The organism is Streptomyces lunaelactis, from assembly GCF_003054555.1.
Lineage (GTDB): Bacteria > Actinomycetota > Actinomycetes > Streptomycetales > Streptomycetaceae > Streptomyces > Streptomyces lunaelactis.
Genome location: NZ_CP026304.1, coordinates 6,795,353 through 6,810,012, shown reverse-complemented (window position 1 = coordinate 6,810,012; position 14,660 = coordinate 6,795,353). Strand labels below are relative to the sequence as shown.

At 70.2% G+C, this 14,660-nt stretch carries 15 protein-coding genes; 14 read left to right on the top strand and 1 reads right to left on the bottom strand.

Annotated features, from left to right (window positions below; translation table 11 throughout):
* Window positions 1-153: 153 nt before the first annotated feature.
* A complete protein-coding gene (locus SLUN_RS31225) occupies window positions 154-1,302 on the bottom strand; it encodes a YihY/virulence factor BrkB family protein (protein WP_108153298.1) in 1,149 nt (382 codons plus the stop codon).
* Between the two features lie 17 nt (window positions 1,303-1,319).
* Between SLUN_RS31225 and SLUN_RS31220 the strand changes: the two genes are divergently transcribed.
* The 14 genes from SLUN_RS31220 (at window position 1,320) to SLUN_RS31160 (ending at window position 14,649) form a co-directional block, all read left to right on the top strand.
* Window positions 1,320-2,954 carry an acyl-CoA dehydrogenase family protein gene (locus SLUN_RS31220; protein WP_108153297.1) on the top strand — a complete coding sequence of 545 codons (1,635 nt, stop codon included), beginning with the start codon at window positions 1,320-1,322 and terminating at the stop codon, window positions 2,952-2,954.
* 238 nt (window positions 2,955-3,192) lie between these two features.
* On the top strand, window positions 3,193-4,458 hold the full coding sequence (locus SLUN_RS31215) for a GAF domain-containing protein (RefSeq protein WP_217501761.1): 1,266 nt from the start codon (window positions 3,193-3,195) through the stop codon (window positions 4,456-4,458).
* Window positions 4,459-4,520: 62 nt separating this feature from the next.
* On the top strand, window positions 4,521-5,093 hold the full coding sequence (locus SLUN_RS31210; RefSeq protein WP_108153295.1) for a GNAT family N-acetyltransferase: 573 nt from the start codon (window positions 4,521-4,523) through the stop codon (window positions 5,091-5,093).
* Window positions 5,094-5,203: 110 nt separating this feature from the next.
* Window positions 5,204-5,287 (top strand): putative leader peptide, encoded by an 84-nt coding sequence (locus tag SLUN_RS42445; protein WP_353590813.1) that lies wholly within the window; start codon window positions 5,204-5,206, stop codon window positions 5,285-5,287.
* Between the two features lie 116 nt (window positions 5,288-5,403).
* Window positions 5,404-7,101: a nitrite/sulfite reductase gene (locus SLUN_RS31205; RefSeq protein WP_108153294.1), complete on the top strand. Its 1,698-nt coding sequence runs from the start codon at window positions 5,404-5,406 to the stop codon at window positions 7,099-7,101.
* A gap of 30 nt (window positions 7,102-7,131) precedes the next feature.
* Window positions 7,132-7,311, top strand: a complete 180-nt coding sequence (locus SLUN_RS31200; RefSeq protein ID WP_108153293.1) for a hypothetical protein — start codon at window positions 7,132-7,134, stop codon at window positions 7,309-7,311.
* Window positions 7,308-8,009: a phosphoadenylyl-sulfate reductase gene (locus tag SLUN_RS31195; RefSeq protein WP_108153292.1), complete on the top strand. Its 702-nt coding sequence runs from the start codon at window positions 7,308-7,310 to the stop codon at window positions 8,007-8,009. Before SLUN_RS31200 ends, SLUN_RS31195 begins: the two co-directional genes overlap by 4 nt.
* A complete protein-coding gene (cysC, locus tag SLUN_RS31190; protein WP_175254798.1) occupies window positions 7,991-8,575 on the top strand; it encodes an adenylyl-sulfate kinase in 585 nt (194 codons plus the stop codon). Before SLUN_RS31195 ends, cysC begins: the two co-directional genes overlap by 19 nt.
* Window positions 8,572-9,522: a sulfate adenylyltransferase subunit CysD gene (gene cysD / locus SLUN_RS31185; protein WP_108153291.1), complete on the top strand. Its 951-nt coding sequence runs from the start codon at window positions 8,572-8,574 to the stop codon at window positions 9,520-9,522. Before cysC ends, cysD begins: the two co-directional genes overlap by 4 nt.
* 2 nt (window positions 9,523-9,524) lie before the next feature.
* Window positions 9,525-10,868 (top strand): sulfate adenylyltransferase subunit 1, encoded by a 1,344-nt coding sequence (locus tag SLUN_RS31180; RefSeq protein ID WP_108153290.1) that lies wholly within the window; start codon window positions 9,525-9,527, stop codon window positions 10,866-10,868.
* A 221-nt stretch (window positions 10,869-11,089) separates the two neighbouring features.
* Window positions 11,090-12,202 carry an aliphatic sulfonate ABC transporter substrate-binding protein gene (locus SLUN_RS31175; RefSeq protein ID WP_108153289.1) on the top strand — a complete coding sequence of 371 codons (1,113 nt, stop codon included), beginning with the start codon at window positions 11,090-11,092 and terminating at the stop codon, window positions 12,200-12,202.
* Window positions 12,203-12,238: 36 nt separating this feature from the next.
* Window positions 12,239-13,027 carry an ABC transporter ATP-binding protein gene (locus SLUN_RS31170; protein WP_108155038.1) on the top strand — a complete coding sequence of 263 codons (789 nt, stop codon included), beginning with the start codon at window positions 12,239-12,241 and terminating at the stop codon, window positions 13,025-13,027.
* On the top strand, window positions 13,014-13,904 hold the full coding sequence (locus SLUN_RS31165; RefSeq protein WP_108153288.1) for an ABC transporter permease: 891 nt from the start codon (window positions 13,014-13,016) through the stop codon (window positions 13,902-13,904). The genes SLUN_RS31170 and SLUN_RS31165 overlap by 14 nt, the downstream gene beginning before the upstream one ends.
* Before the next feature lie 7 nt (window positions 13,905-13,911).
* The gene (locus tag SLUN_RS31160) at window positions 13,912-14,649 is read left to right on the top strand and encodes a sirohydrochlorin chelatase (RefSeq protein ID WP_108153287.1); all 738 of its coding nucleotides are present in this window, start codon (window positions 13,912-13,914) and stop codon (window positions 14,647-14,649) included.
* Window positions 14,650-14,660: the final 11 nt, after the last annotated feature.

Genomic DNA, 14,660 nt, shown 5'->3' with positions numbered 1-14,660 from the left:
TGTCGGGGAAGTCCGGGTGGGTGAAGGAGCGGGTCGAGGGCCGAGTCTGGCAAGGCGGAGGAAGGAGTCCACGCGGAGCGTCGGCGACTGACGACAACGCAGCCAGGCGACAGCCATCGGCCCGCGACGCCGCCCGGACTTCCCCGGGGCCGCTTAGGGCCTCTCCTTGTCGCGGCTCTCCCGCCCCGTGTGCAGCCGGGACTTCACATCGTCCGGCGGCAGGAAGCGCGACCACCGCTCCGGGAACTCCGAGGGCATGTCCGCGTCGTCGTCCTCCTCGTCCTCGCTCTCGCCCTCCCCGTAGACCCTGGCCGCCTCCGCCCTGGCCAGGAGCTCCGCGGTGTTGACGGCGCGCAGGCGCTCGTTGGCCGCGCGGGCCGCTGCCGTGGCCACCGACGGCCAGACGCGGTCGATCGCGGCATTGACCGCCGCGCCCACCAGGACCGCGAAGGCGGTGAGGCCGATCCACAGCAGGACGGCGATGGGGGCGGCGAGCGAGCCGTAGATCGTCGGGCCCTCCACCGTGCTCGTGAGGTAGATACGGAGCAGGAAGCTGCCCAGCACCCCCATTCCGAGCGCCACCAGCGCGCCGGGCACGTCCTCGATCCACGGGGATCGCACCGGGACGGACACGTGGTAGAGCGTCGTCAGGAAGACGATGGAGAGCAGACTGACCACCGGCCAGTACAGAACACTGACCACTTCCGTGCTCCACGGGATGAACTCCACCACCCGGTCAGGGCCCACCACTGCCAGCGGCAGCACCACCGCGCCGATCAGCAGCGCCACGATGTAGAGCAGGAAGGCGAGCAGCCGGGTGGCGACGATGCCGCGCTGGCCGTCGAGGCCGTACATCACGGTGATCGTGTCGATGAAGACATTGACCGCCCGCGAGCCGGACCAGAGCGCGATGGCGAAGCCGATGGAGATGATGTCCGGCCGGCCACCGTGGGTGACGTCCTCGAGGAGGGGCTTGGCGATCTCGTTGACGCCCCGGTCGGACAGGACGGAGCCGACCGCGCCGAGGATGTTCTCCTCGATCGAGGCGACCGTGGTGGTGTCGGTCCAGTCGTCTATGTAGCCGAGCAGACCGATCAGGCCCAGCATCAGCGGCGGCAGGGACAGCAACGTGAAGAACGCCGCCTCGGCGGCGAGGCCGAGGATGCGGTATTCGATGCACGAGTTGACGGTGTCCTTGAGCAGCAGCCACGTCATCTTCCGCTTGGAAACGTTGCGGTAGAGGACTCTGGCCCGGTGGAGTCGGCCCGCCGGCCGCTCGGGTGTTTCATTTGCTGCCTGCACCTCCTTACCGTAGCGGCATGGCAGCCAACACCCACACAGTGACCAACCAGGCTCCGCCCCTGGTGGGGTACGACGTCTTCACCGCCGACCGGGCCCTCACGGAGGGCGTGGAACGGCATGTCGCGCCGGAACTCCTCGACGGGGCACGCGAGGAGCTCGCGGAGCTGGGCCGCGCCGCGGGTTCCGCCCAGGCCCAGGAGTGGGGCGTGCAGGCCAATGAGAACCCGCCGAAACTGCGCACCCACGACCGGTACGGGAACCGGATCGACGAGGTCGACTTCCATCCGTCCTGGCACCGGCTGCTGGGCAAGGCCGTATCGGCCGGGCTGACCAACGCCTGGGGCCGGCCCGCCGGGCATGTGCGGCGCGCGGCCGGGTTCCTGGTGTGGACGCAGGCGGAGGCCGGGCACGGCTGTCCGGTGTCGATGACGCATGCGACGGTGCCCGCGCTGCGTACGGACCCGGCGCTGGCGGCCGAGTGGGAGCCGCGGCTGACCTCGGAGGTCTACGAGCAGGGGCTGCGGCCCGCCGCGCTGAAGGCCGGGTCCCTGTTCGGGATGGGGATGACCGAGAAGCAGGGCGGCAGCGACGTCCGGGCCAATACGACGAGAGCCGAGCCGCTGGCCGGTGACGGGGAGTATCTGCTCACCGGTCACAAGTGGTTCTGCTCCGCTCCTATGTGTGACGGTTTTCTGGTACTCGCGCAGGCGGCGGGGGGTTTGACCTGTTTCCTGGTGCCCCGGGTGCTGGATGACGGGACCCGGAACGTGTTCCGGATCCAGCGGCTCAAGGACAAGCTGGGCAATAGGTCCAACGCGTCGAGCGAGGTCGAGTTCGAGGGGACGTGGGCGCGCCGGGTCGGTGAGGAGGGGCGCGGGGTGCGCACCATCATCGAGATGGTGGCGGCCACCCGGCTCGACTGTGTCATCGGGTCGGCCGCGCTGATGCGGCAGTCGGTGGCGCAGGCGGTCCACCACTCCGCGTACCGCAGCGCGTTCGGCGGGCTGCTCATCGACAAACCGCTGATGCGCAACGTGCTGGCCGATCTGGCGCTGGAGTCGGAGGCCGCGACGACGCTGGCGCTGCGGCTCGCCGCCGCGTACGACGCAGATACGGACGAGGAGCGGGCATTCCTGCGCCTCGCGGTGCCCGCCGCCAAGTACTGGGTGACCAAGCGCTGTACGCCGACGGTGGCGGAGGCCCTCGAGTGCCTGGGCGGCAATGGCTACGTCGAGGAGTCGGGGCTGCCCCGGCTGCTGCGCGAGTCGCCGCTCAACTCGATCTGGGAGGGCTCGGGCAACGTACAGGCGCTGGATGTACTGCGGGCGCTCCAGCGTGAGCCGCAGGCGCTGAACGCCTTCCTCCAGGAGGTCGGCAAGGCGCGCGGCGCCGATCACCGGCTGGACGGGGCGATCAAGGACCTGCTGACGGAACTGGCAGATCTGAACGGCATCGAGGCGCGGGCCCGCAGGCTCGTCGAGCGCATGGCGCTGGTGCTGCAGGGGTCGCTGCTGGTGCGCTGGGCGCCGCCGGAGGTCGCCGACGCGTTCTGCGCCTCGCGGCTCGGCGGCGACTGGGGTACGGCCTTCGGGACGCTGCCGCACACGCTCGATCTGGCGTCGGTCGTCGAAAGGGCGCGTGCCGTCGTCTGACGCCCGCGCCCGAGGTACCCGGGACAACTGTCGGGGGTGGTGCTGCGCCGACACGGCACCACCCCGCGTACTCACCTTCGTCCATGCGCACGCCCGTTCGCGAGGGTTGCAACGGGTTGCAGTTTTGTGCGCCGTATCGCCGCGCGCGCCGGAAGAGAGGGGGACGATTGAGCCAGCCCCCCGCAATCCGACGCCGGCGTTGCCCAGGAGGCCCCCAGTGCAGAACACATCACTCGACATGGCCAGGCTCGCCGCCATGGACACCGCGGAGGCCAGCCGGTTCCTGAAAGGCGTGCGGGACGCGACGCTCAACGGCCGCCGCTCACGGGTCCGCCCGAGAGCGGACATCCAGGAGTCGTGGCAGCGGATGCTGCGCGGCGGAGTGGATCCCGACCGGGACCACAGGGCCGGGCTGCTGCCGCTGGAGGAGATCGAACGCCGCAGGCTCGCCTCGCCGTTACGTGAGGTACTGCCGGTACTGCGGGACGGTCTGGTCTCGATCGCCGAGGCGGCGCAGCACATCATGGTCGTCGCGGACACCGAGGGCCGGCTGCTGTGGCGCGAGGGCAAGGCGGCGGTACTGCGCATGGGCGACGCGCACGGCTTCGTCCTGGGCGCCGACTGGCACGAGGGGCTCGTCGGCACGAACGGCGTCGGCACTCCCCTGGTCACCGGGCGGCCCCTCCAGGTGCACGCCGCCGAGCACTTCGTCTCCAGCCACGACACCTGGACCTGCGCCGGGGCTCCGGTCACCGACCCGCGCGACGGCCGGCTGATCGGCGTCGTCGACATCAGCGGGCCGCTGTCCACCATGCATCCGGCGACGCTCTCACTGGTCACCTCGGTCACCCGGCTCGCGGAGGCCGAGCTGCGCAACAGCCACTTCGCGGACCTGGACCAGCTGCGCAGTGTGGCGTCCCCGCTGCTCGGGCGGCTGCGGGGCCGGGCGCTGGCCGTCGACCACAACGGCTGGCAGGCCGCCGTGACCGGAATGCCGCCCACCAGGCGGCTGCCGCTGCCGAAGTCCCTCAACGCCGGCCGGCTCTGGCTGCCCTCGCTGGGCATGTGCACCGTCGAGCCGCTGCCCGGCGGCTGGCTGGTGCGGGTGGAGGAGGAGAGCTCCGAGCCGGCGGCGCCGGCGCGGGTGGTGCTGGATCTGAGCAGACCGCGGCGCCCTTCGGTCACGGTCTCGGGGACGGCGGGCAGCTGGGTGAAGGAGCTCAGTCCGCGCCACGCCGAGCTGCTGTACGTGCTGGTGCTGCACCGGAACGGGCGGAGCGCGGCACAGCTGGCGCAGGAGATCTTCCAGGATCCGACGCGGACGGTGACGGTACGGGCGGAGATGTCACGGCTGCGGCGGCATCTCGCGCAGATCCTGGCGCACCGCCCCTACCGCATCGTCGAGGAGATCGAGGTGGAGCTGGTCCGGCCGGACGATCCGGCGGATCTGCTGCCGCATTCGACGGCACCGGCGGTGGTGAGCGCGCGCTCGCGCCAGGAGTGACGCCGGGGCTCCGGGCGGACGCGGCTTGGGCCGGACCCCGGCCTCGTGGTTCCCTGGCGCCCATGAGCATCACTGTGACCACCTGGTCCCTGGAGCAGACCTCGCCCGCCGATCTGCGCCCGGCCGCCGCACCCGGAGGGGATCTGCGGATCGTGCGGGCCGAGGTGCCCTCGCCGGAGTTCAGCCGCTTTCTGTATACGGCCGTCGGCGGTGACATCCGCTGGACCGACCGGCTGGGCATGACGTACGCGCAGTGGGAGGAGATGCTCGCCAGGCCGGGCACCGAGACCTGGGTGGCGTACGAGAAGGGGACACCGGCCGGCTATGTGGAGCTGGAGGCGCAGGGCGAGGGTTCGGTCGAGATCGTCTACTTCGGACTGATCCCCGCCTTCCGGGGACGGCGGATCGGCGGCCATCTCCTCTCTTATGGTGTCGCCAGGGCCTGGGACCTCGCGGAGCGCCGGCCGGGCCTGACGCCGACGAAGCGGGTCTGGCTGCACACCTGCTCCAAGGACGGCCCGCACGCCATGGACAACTACCTGCGGCGCGGCTTCACGCTCTTCGACACCAAGGTGACGGAGGAGCCCGAAGTGGCAGCGCCGGGCCCCTGGCCGGGTGCCGACGCCCGGCCCTGACCGACCGCGCCCGAGTGACCGGTGACACACCGTCTCGCGATGCGGGACAGTGTTGTCCACATGATGGACGATGGTGGACTGCCGTCGGATCGCCGTGACACGCTTCCGTCATGTCTCGAGCTGGAATTGCCTTGGTGAGTCGGCGGCACGTCGACCTCGGCCGCATGTCCAGCGCCATCTGTCCGGTCCGCTGAAAGACCAGCACAGCCGAGCATTCCCCACCTCCTGTCCCGCCCCTGCGCACTGCCGCGCCCTCGCGCGAGTGTGCAGCTCAGAGCCGCCCTCCTGCAGTCTCGAAGGACGTACCGCCATGGCCGCCACCCCCGAAAAGCCCACCCTCGCCACGCCCCGCCGCAAGGCCGGACGCCACCGCGGCGAGGGCCAGTGGGCCGTGGGCCATATGACGCCGCTCAACGCCAATGAGCAGACGAAGCGGGACGACGACGGTCTCAACGTGCGGACACGCATTGAGACGATTTACGCCCACCGCGGCTTCGACTCGATCGACGGCGCCGACCTGCGCGGCCGTATGCGCTGGTGGGGGCTGTACACCCAGCGCAAGCCCGGCATCGACGGCGGCAAGACCGCGATCCTGGAGCCGGAGGAGCTGGACGACAAGTACTTCATGCTGCGCGTCCGTATCGACGGCGGCCGGCTGACCACCCAGCAGCTGCGGGTGATCGGCGAGATCTCGCAGGAGTTCGCGCGCGGCACCGCCGACCTCACCGACCGGCAGAACGTCCAGTACCACTGGATCCGGATCGAGGACGTCCCGGAGATCTGGCGCCGGCTGGAAGAGGTCGGCCTGTCGACGACCGAGGCCTGCGGTGACACTCCCCGCGTGATCCTCGGCTCACCCGTGGCGGGCATCGCCGAGAACGAGATCATCGACGGCTCCTGGGCCATCGACGAGATCCAGCGCCGCTTCATCGGCAACCCCGACTTCTCCAACCTGCCGCGCAAGTTCAAGTCCGCGGTCTCCGGCTCTCCGCAGCTCGATGTCGCGCACGAGATCAACGACATCGCCTTTGTGGGCGTGAACCACCCCGAGCACGGCCCCGGCTTCGACCTCTGGGTCGGCGGCGGGCTCTCCACCAACCCCAAGCTCGGTGTGCGGCTGGGCGCCTGGGTGCCGCTCGACGAGGTGCCGGACGTGTACGGCGGCGTCATCGGCATCTTCCGCGACTACGGCTACCGCCGGCTGCGCACCCGCGCCCGGCTGAAGTTCCTGGTCGCCGACTGGGGCGCGGAGAAGTTCCGGCAGATCCTCGAGGACGAGTACCTCGAGCGGAAGCTGATAGACGGCCCCGCCCCCAAGCAGCCGACCGGGATCTGGCGCGACCACCTCGGTGTGCACAGGCAGAAGGACGGCCGTTTCTACGTCGGCTTCGCCCCGCGCGTCGGCCGCGTGGACGGCACGACCCTGACGAAGATCGCCGAGGTCGCGGACGCGCACGGCTCGGGCCGGCTGCGTACCACCGCCGAGCAGAAGATGATCGTGCTCGACGTCGAGGAATCGCAGGTCGAGTCCCTCGTCGCCGGCCTCGAAGGGCTGGATCTGCGAGTCAACGCCTCGCCGTTCCGGCGCGGCACCATGGCCTGCACCGGTATCGAGTTCTGCAAGCTGGCCATCGTCGAGACCAAGGCGCGCGGCGCCTCACTCATCGACGAACTCGAGCGCCGCATCCCCGAGTTCGACGACCCGATCACCATCAACATCAACGGCTGCCCCAACGCCTGCGCCCGTATCCAGGTGGCGGACATCGGTCTCAAGGGCCAGCTGATGCTCGACGACAACGGCAACCAGGTCGAGGGCTTCCAGGTACACCTGGGCGGCGCGCTGGGCCTGGAGGCGGGCTTCGGCCGCAAGGTCCGTGGCCTGAAGGTCACTTCGGCCGAGCTGCCGGACTACGTGGAGCGGGTGCTCAAGCGTTTCCAGGCGGAGCGCGAGGACGGCGAGCGCTTCGCGACCTGGGCGACCCGCGCGCCCGAGGAGGCACTGTCGTGAGCGTGAGCGAGCGGCAGCGAAGGAGGGGCCATGAGTGAGCGTGCCGCGCCCTTCTACTGCCCCTACTGCGGCGACGAGGACCTGCGTCCCAACGAGCAGGGCCACGGCGCCTGGGAATGCGCAGCCTGCAATCGAGCCTTCCAGTTGAAGTTCCTCGGGCTGCTGTCCCGGGGAGTTCAGCGCCACGACGGTGGAGGGAACGAGATATGACGGTGCTTCAGACCAAGGACGAGCTCAGGTCACTCGCCGAGCAGGCGGGGCGGGACCTCGAAGAGGCCTCGCCCCTGGACATCCTGACGTGGGCGGCCGACACCTTCGGCGCGCGCTTCTGCGTCACCTCCTCCATGGAGGACGCGGTGGTCGCCCATCTCGCCTCCCGTGCCCTCCCCGGCGTCGACGTCGTCTTCCTCGACACCGGCTACCACTTCCCCGAGACCATCGGGACCCGTGACGCGGTCGAGGCCGTGATGGACGTCAACGTCATCACGCTCACGCCGCGCCAGTCGGTGGCCGAGCAGGACGCCGAGTACGGCCCGAAGCTGCACGACCGCGACCCCGACCTGTGCTGCGCGCTGCGCAAGGTCAAGCCCCTCGAGGAGGGCCTGACTTCGTACGACGCATGGGCGACGGGCCTGCGCCGCGACGAGTCCCCGACCCGGGCGAACACCCCGGTCGTCGGCTGGGACGAGAAGCGGCAGAAGGTCAAGGTCTCGCCGATCGCCCGCTGGACGCAGGAGGACGTGGACGCCTACGTCGCCGAGCACGGCGTTCTTACCAACCCGCTGCTGATGGACGGTTACGCCTCCGTGGGCTGCGCGCCCTGCACCCGCCGGGTGCTCGAGGGCGAGGACGCACGCGCCGGCCGCTGGGCAGGCCGGGGCAAGACCGAATGCGGGCTGCACGGCTGATGACGACTCAGGAATTCCAGGGAGACAAGCACGTGACTGGGGCCACCATCTGGCTCACCGGTCTGCCGAGCGCGGGCAAGACCACCATCGCCTACGAGCTGGCGGACCGGCTGCGCGCCGACGGCCACCCGGCCGAGGTGCTCGACGGCGACGAGATCCGCGAGTTCCTCTCCGCGGGCCTCGGCTTCAGCCGCGAGGACCGCCACACCAACGTCCAGCGGATCGGCTTCGTCGCCGAGCTGCTGGCGTCCAACGGCATCAAGGCTCTGGTGCCGGTCATCGCCCCGTACGAGGACAGCCGCGAGGCCGTCCGCAAGCGCCACCAGAGCGAGGGCACCGCGTATCTGGAGGTGCATGTCGCCACTCCGGTGGAGGTGTGCTCCGTACGCGATGTGAAGGGTCTGTACGCCAAGCAGGCGGCCGGCGAGATCAGCGGCCTGACCGGCGTCGACGACCCGTACGAGGAGCCCACGAGTCCCGATTTGCGGATCGAGTCGCACCGGCAGACCGTCCAGGAGTCCGCGGCGGCGCTTCACGCGCTGCTCACCGAGAGGGGTCTGGCATGACGACGGCCGCCACTGTTCACGAGGCTGCGGACAATTCCGAGGGCTCCAGCCCGTATGCCCTGTCGCACCTGGACGCTCTGGAGTCCGAGGCGGTGCACATCTTCCGCGAGGTCGCGGGAGAGTTCGAGCGGCCGGTGATCCTCTTCTCCGGCGGCAAGGACTCGATCGTCATGCTGCATCTGGCGCTCAAGGCGTTCGCGCCCGCGCCGGTGCCGTTCACGCTGTTGCACGTCGACACGGGGCACAACTTCCCCGAGGTCATCGAGTACCGCGACCGCACGGTCGCGGAGCACGGGCTGCGGCTGCATGTCGCCTCCGTGCAGGAGTACATCGACGCCGGGAAGCTGCGCGAGCGCCCCGACGGCACCCGCAATCCGCTGCAGACCGTCCCGCTGACCGAGGCCATCCAGCAGCACCGCTTCGACGCGGTGTTCGGCGGCGGCCGCCGGGACGAGGAGAAGGCGCGCGCCAAGGAGCGGGTGTTCTCGCTGCGGGACGAGTTCTCGCAGTGGGACCCGCGCCGGCAGCGGCCCGAGCTGTGGCAGCTCTACAACGGCCGCCACGCGCCCGGTGAGCACGTCCGGGTCTTCCCGCTGTCCAACTGGACCGAGCTGGACGTCTGGCAGTACATCGACCGCGAGAAGATCGAGCTGCCCGACATCTACTTCGCGCACGAGCGCGAGGTCTTCAAGCGCTCCGGCATGTGGCTGACCGCCGGCGAGTGGGGCGGGCCCAAGGACAGCGAGAGCGTCGAGACGCGTCTCATCCGTTACCGCACCGTCGGCGACATGTCCTGCACCGGTGCCGTCGACTCCGACGCCACCACGCTGGACGCCGTGATCGCCGAGATCGCCGCGTCCCGGCTCACCGAGCGGGGCGCGACCCGCGCCGACGACAAGATGTCCGAGGCCGCGATGGAAGACCGCAAGCGCGAGGGGTACTTCTAACCATGACCACACGTGACACCCAGCTGGCCGAGCAGCTCTCGGCCACCACCCTGCTGCGCTTCGCCACCGCCGGATCCGTCGACGACGGTAAGTCGACCCTGGTCGGGCGGTTGCTGCACGACTCCAAGTCGGTGCTCACCGACCAGCTGGAGGCCGTCGAGGCCGCGTCCCTGAGCCGCGGCCAGGACACCCCTGACCTGGCGCTGCTCACCGACGGTCTGCGGGCCGAGCGTGAGCAGGGCATCACCATCGATGTCGCGTACCGCTACTTCGCCACCGCGCGCAGGCGGTTCATCCTCGCCGACACCCCCGGGCATGTGCAGTACACCCGGAACATGGTGACCGGCGCGTCCACCGCCGAGCTCGCGGTCGTGCTCGTCGACGCCCGCAACGGCGTGGTCGAGCAGACCCGCCGCCATGCCGCGGTCGCCGCGCTGCTGCGCGTCCCGCATGTCGTACTCGCCGTGAACAAGATGGACCTCGTCGACTACGCCGAGCCTGTCTTCGCCGCGATCGCCGAGGAGTTCACCGCGTACGCCGCCTCCCTCGGCGTCCCGGAGATCACCGCCATCCCGATCTCCGCGCTCGCGGGCGACAACGTCGTGGAGCCCAGCGCCAACATGGACTGGTACGGCGGTCCGACCGTCCTGGAGCATCTGGAGACGGTCCCGGTCAGCCACGACCTGACCGGCTGCCACGCCCGGCTGCCGGTGCAGTACGTGATCCGCCCGCAGACGGCCGAGTACCCCGACTACCGGGGCTACGCGGGCCAGATCGCCGCGGGCACCTTCCGGGTCGGCGAGCAGGTGACCGTGCTGCCCTCGGGCCGTACGTCGAAGATCGCCGGGATCGATCTGCTCGGACAGGCCGTGGACATCGCCTGGACCCCGCAGTCCGTCACCCTCCTGCTGGAGGACGACATCGACGTCTCGCGCGGCGATCTGATCGTGCCGAGCGGCGACGCGCCCGCGACCACGCAGGACATCGACGCGACGGTCTGCCATGTCGCGGACCGGCCGCTCACGGTCGGCCAGCGGGTGCTGCTGAAGCACACCACCCGTACGGTCAAGGCGATCGTCAAGGAGATCCCGTCGCGGCTCACCCTCGACGACCTCTCCCAGCACCCGGACCCCGGGCAGCTGGTCGCCAATGACATCGGGCGCGTGAAGGTCCGTACCGCCGAGCCGCTCGCGCTCGACTCGTACGCCGACTCCCGCCGTACCGGCTCGTTCCTGCTGATCGACCCGGCGGACGGCACCACGCTGGCGGCGGGCATGGCGGGCGAGTCCTTCGCCACCGCCGAAGCCGTGCGGCCTGCCGACGACGAGGAGGGGTGGGACTTCTGATGGCCTGCGACTTCTACTCGACCTTCGCGAAGGAGGGCGGCCGCGTCGGCAGCGGCGCCCTCGGCGCGGGAACGGGCGGGGTGGCGCGATGTGCGCGATGACGTACGCGCACCGCCTGCGCGCCCGCACCCCCCGCACCCCGCACCGACGAAGACCTGCCGACACTTCCCGGCCGCGTCCGAAGTGACGTAAGAACCGGGCCTCCGAGAGGACCACCTCCCGTGCCTGCCACCCGTACCACCCTGCGGCGCAGCCTCGCCGCTGCCGCCGCACTCCCGCTGCTCGCCGTGGCGCTCACCGCCTGCGGCTACGGCTCGGAAGCCGCGAAGGACGACAAGGTCGCTCCCGCCGCCAAGGGCGAGAAGGTCGACGGCCTCGACACCGTGAAGCTCGGTTACTTCCCGAACCTCACGCACGCCACCGCCCTGGTCGGCGACCAGGAAGGCATCATCCAGAAGGAGCTGGGCGGCACCAGGCTGTCCGCCTCGACCTTCAACGCCGGCCCCTCCGAGATCGAGGCGCTGAACGCGGGCTCCATCGACATCGGCTTCATCGGCCCCTCCCCCGCCATCAATGGCTACGCCAAGTCCAAGGGCCAGAGCCTGCGGATCATCAGCGGCTCCGCGTCCGGCGGTGTGAAGCTGGTCGTCAACCCGGCGAAGATCAAGACCCTGGACGACCTCAAGGGCAAGAAGATCGCCACGCCGCAGCTCGGCAACACCCAGGACGTCGCCTTCCTCAACTGGATCTCCGAAAAGGGCTGGAAGGTCGACGCCGAGAGCGGCAAGGGCGACGTCTCCGTGGTCCGTACGGAGAACAAGGTCGCTCCCGACGCCTACAAGTCCGGTGCCATCGACGGTGCCTGGGTGCCGGAGCCCACCGCGTCCAAGCTGGTCAGCGAGGGCGCCAAGGTGCTCCTCGACGAGTCGACGCTGTGGCCCGACAAGAAGTTCGTGATCACGAACATCATCGTGTCGCAGAAGTTCCTCAAGGAGCACCCGGACGTCGTCGAGGCGGTGCTGCGCGGTTCGGTGAACACCAACGCGTGGATCAACGCCAACCCGGACAAGGCGAAGGCGTCCGCGAACGCCAAGCTCAAGGAGCTCACCGGCAAGGCGCTGCCGCCCAAGGTGATCGACCCGGCGTGGCCGTCCATCCAGTTCACCAACGACCCGCTGGCCGCGACCCTGCGGGCGCAGGCCGGGCACGCGGTCAAGGCCGGTCTGCTCAAGCAGCCGGATCTGGCAGGCATCTACGACCTGAGGCCGCTGAACAAGGTCCTGAAGGCCGAGAGCGAGCCCGAGGTCGCCGACGCCTCGCTCGGCGTCAAGTAACCCTCGTTCCCCATGAGTTCCCAGGAGGTGACGATCATGGCCACAGCACTCGCCAAGGCCGAAGACCGTGTGGCGGTCGAGTACGCCGCCCGTCTCGAGCATGTCTCGAAGTCCTTCGCCGGACCGTCCGGGCAGCAGCTCGTCCTGGACGACATCACCCTCGATGTCGCTCCGGGTGAGTTCGTCACCCTCCTGGGGGCCTCCGGGTGCGGAAAGTCGACGCTGCTCAATCTGGTCGCGGGGCTCGACCGTCCGTCCGCGGGGTCCATCGCGACCCCCGGCGGGCGGCCCGCCCTGATGTTCCAGGAGCACGCACTCTTCCCGTGGCTGACCGCGGGCAAGAACATCGAACTGGCGCTGCGGCTGCGGGGCGTGCCCAAGGCAGAGCGGCGCCCGGAGGCGGAGCGGCTGCTCGAGCTCGTACGTCTGATGGGTGCGTACGGCAAGCGGGTGCACGAGCTGTCGGGCGGTATGCGGCAGCGCGTCGCGCTGGCGAGGGCGCTGGCACAGGACAGCCAACTGCTGCTGATGGACGAGCCGTTCGCGGCGCTGGACGCCATCACCAGGGACGTACTGCACGACGAGCTGACCCGGATCTGGCGCGAGACGAACGTCTCGGTCCTCTTCGTCACGCACAACGTGCGTGAGGCGGTGCGACTGGCGGAGCGGGTGGTGCTGCTGTCGTCGCGTCCGGGGCGGATCGCGCACCAGTGGACGGTGGAGATCGACCAGCCGCGCCGTATCGAGGACGCCGCTGTGGCGGAGCTGTCCGTCGAGATCACCGAAGAACTGCGTGGGGAGATCCGCCGTCATGGCCAGCACTGAAGCGAAGGCCGTCACGAAGGCCGACGATATCGCCGGACTGGAAGCCGGCCTCGACGCACTCGACGCGGTGCAGGTCAACCGCACCCCCGTGCGCGAGGTGCTGCTGAAGAAGGTCCTGCCGCCGCTGACCGCCGTGGCCCTGGTGATCGTCGTGTGGCAGGTGCTGGTCTGGGCGAAGGTCACCGAGGACTACAAGCTGCCCGCGCCGTCCGCCGTGTGGGACAGCGTGTCCGGCCTCTGGCTCCAGGGCACACTCCTCGAGATCGTCTGGACGAGCGTCTCGCGCGGCCTGCTCGGCTTTCTGCTGGCGCTCGCCATCGGTACCCCGCTGGGACTGCTGGTCGCCCGGGTGAAGTTCGTACGCGCGGCGATCGGGCCGATCCTGTCGGGTCTGCAGTCGCTGCCGTCCGTGGCCTGGGTGCCGCCCGCGGTCATCTGGCTCGGCCTCAACGACTCGATGATGTACGCCGTGATCCTGCTGGGCGCGGTCCCCTCGATCGCGAACGGCCTGGTCTCCGGCGTGGACCAGGTACCGCCGCTGTTCCTGCGGGCCGGCCGTACGCTCGGCGCGACCGGCCTGCGCGGGACCTGGCACATCGTGATGCCGGCCGCGCTGCCCGGCTATCTGGCGGGGCTGAAGCAGGGCTGGGCATTCTCCTGGCGCTCGCTGATGGCCGCGGAGATCATCGCGTCCTCCCCCGATCTCGGCCTGGGCCTCGGCCAGTTGCTGGAGAACGGCCGCAACAACGCCGACATGCCCGGAGTCTTCCTCGCCATCATCCTGATCCTGATCGTCGGTATCGCCATCGACCTGCTGATCTTCAGTCCGCTGGAGCGGTGGGTGCTGCGCAGCCGCGGTCTTCTCGTGAGGAGCTGAGTCCGCCATGCGCAGCCCGGTCCTCCTCGTCATCGCCCACGGCAGCCGCGACCCGCGGCATGCGGCGACCGTGCATGCCCTGGTGGAGCGGGCCAGGTCGGTGCGGCCGGGACTGCGGGTGGAGACCGGCTTCCTGGACTTCAACGCCCCCTCCGTCCCACGGGTACTGGAGCGGCTGGCGGCCGACGGCGTACGGGATGTGGTCGCGCTTCCGCTGCTGCTGACCCGCGCCTTCCATGCGAAGGCCGACATCCCCGCCGTACTGCGCAAGGCCCCGCCGGTGCTCCGCATCCACCAGGCGGAGGTCCTCGGCCCGTCCCCGCTGCTGCTGTCCGCGGTTGAGCGGCGGCTGTACGAGGCCGGGCTCGACCCGTCCCAGAAGAGCTCGACGGGCCTGGTCCTGGCCTCGGCGGGCTCCACAGACCCGGAGGCGATCGCAGTGATCGCTGATACAGCACGGGAGCTGCGGCACACCGGTTGGTGCGCCGTGCGGCCTGCGTTCGCCTCCGCATCCCTTCCGCGCACGCAGGACGCGGTGCGCGAGCTGCGTGCCGAGGGCGTCCGGCGGGTGGCGGTGGCCCCGTACGTCATCGCCCCGGGCCGCCTCCCGGACCGCATCGCGGAAGGCGCCCGGGACGCGGACGTGCTGGCCGATGTCCTGGGCCCGTCACCGGAGTTGGCCCGGCTGCTCCTTGAGCGGTACGACGAGGCGCGGATCGAGGAGCGCGTGGCGGTAGCGGGCTGATCACTGGCGCG

What these genes read in the sequence shown, in the direction of transcription:
- SLUN_RS31160 (WP_108153287.1), top strand. Translation starts at nt 13,912, where the DNA reads ATGCGCAGCCCGGTCCTCCTCGTCATCGCCCACGGCAGCCGCGACCCG.
- SLUN_RS31195 (WP_108153292.1), top strand. Translation starts at nt 7,308, where the DNA reads ATGACGGTGCTTCAGACCAAGGACGAGCTCAGGTCACTCGCCGAGCAG.
- SLUN_RS31215 (WP_217501761.1), top strand. Translation starts at nt 3,193, where the DNA reads ATGGCCAGGCTCGCCGCCATGGACACCGCGGAGGCCAGCCGGTTCCTG.
- cysD (WP_108153291.1), top strand. Translation starts at nt 8,572, where the DNA reads ATGACGACGGCCGCCACTGTTCACGAGGCTGCGGACAATTCCGAGGGC.
- SLUN_RS31165 (WP_108153288.1), top strand. Translation starts at nt 13,014, where the DNA reads ATGGCCAGCACTGAAGCGAAGGCCGTCACGAAGGCCGACGATATCGCC.
- SLUN_RS31170 (WP_108155038.1), top strand. Translation starts at nt 12,239, where the DNA reads ATGGCCACAGCACTCGCCAAGGCCGAAGACCGTGTGGCGGTCGAGTAC.
- SLUN_RS31210 (WP_108153295.1), top strand. Translation starts at nt 4,521, where the DNA reads ATGAGCATCACTGTGACCACCTGGTCCCTGGAGCAGACCTCGCCCGCC.
- SLUN_RS31220 (WP_108153297.1), top strand. Translation starts at nt 1,320, where the DNA reads ATGGCAGCCAACACCCACACAGTGACCAACCAGGCTCCGCCCCTGGTG.
- SLUN_RS31180 (WP_108153290.1), top strand. Translation starts at nt 9,525, where the DNA reads ATGACCACACGTGACACCCAGCTGGCCGAGCAGCTCTCGGCCACCACC.
- SLUN_RS42445 (WP_353590813.1), top strand. Translation starts at nt 5,204, where the DNA reads ATGTCTCGAGCTGGAATTGCCTTGGTGAGTCGGCGGCACGTCGACCTC.
- SLUN_RS31200 (WP_108153293.1), top strand. Translation starts at nt 7,132, where the DNA reads ATGAGTGAGCGTGCCGCGCCCTTCTACTGCCCCTACTGCGGCGACGAG.
- SLUN_RS31205 (WP_108153294.1), top strand. Translation starts at nt 5,404, where the DNA reads ATGGCCGCCACCCCCGAAAAGCCCACCCTCGCCACGCCCCGCCGCAAG.
- cysC (WP_175254798.1), top strand. Translation starts at nt 7,991, where the DNA reads ATGCGGGCTGCACGGCTGATGACGACTCAGGAATTCCAGGGAGACAAG.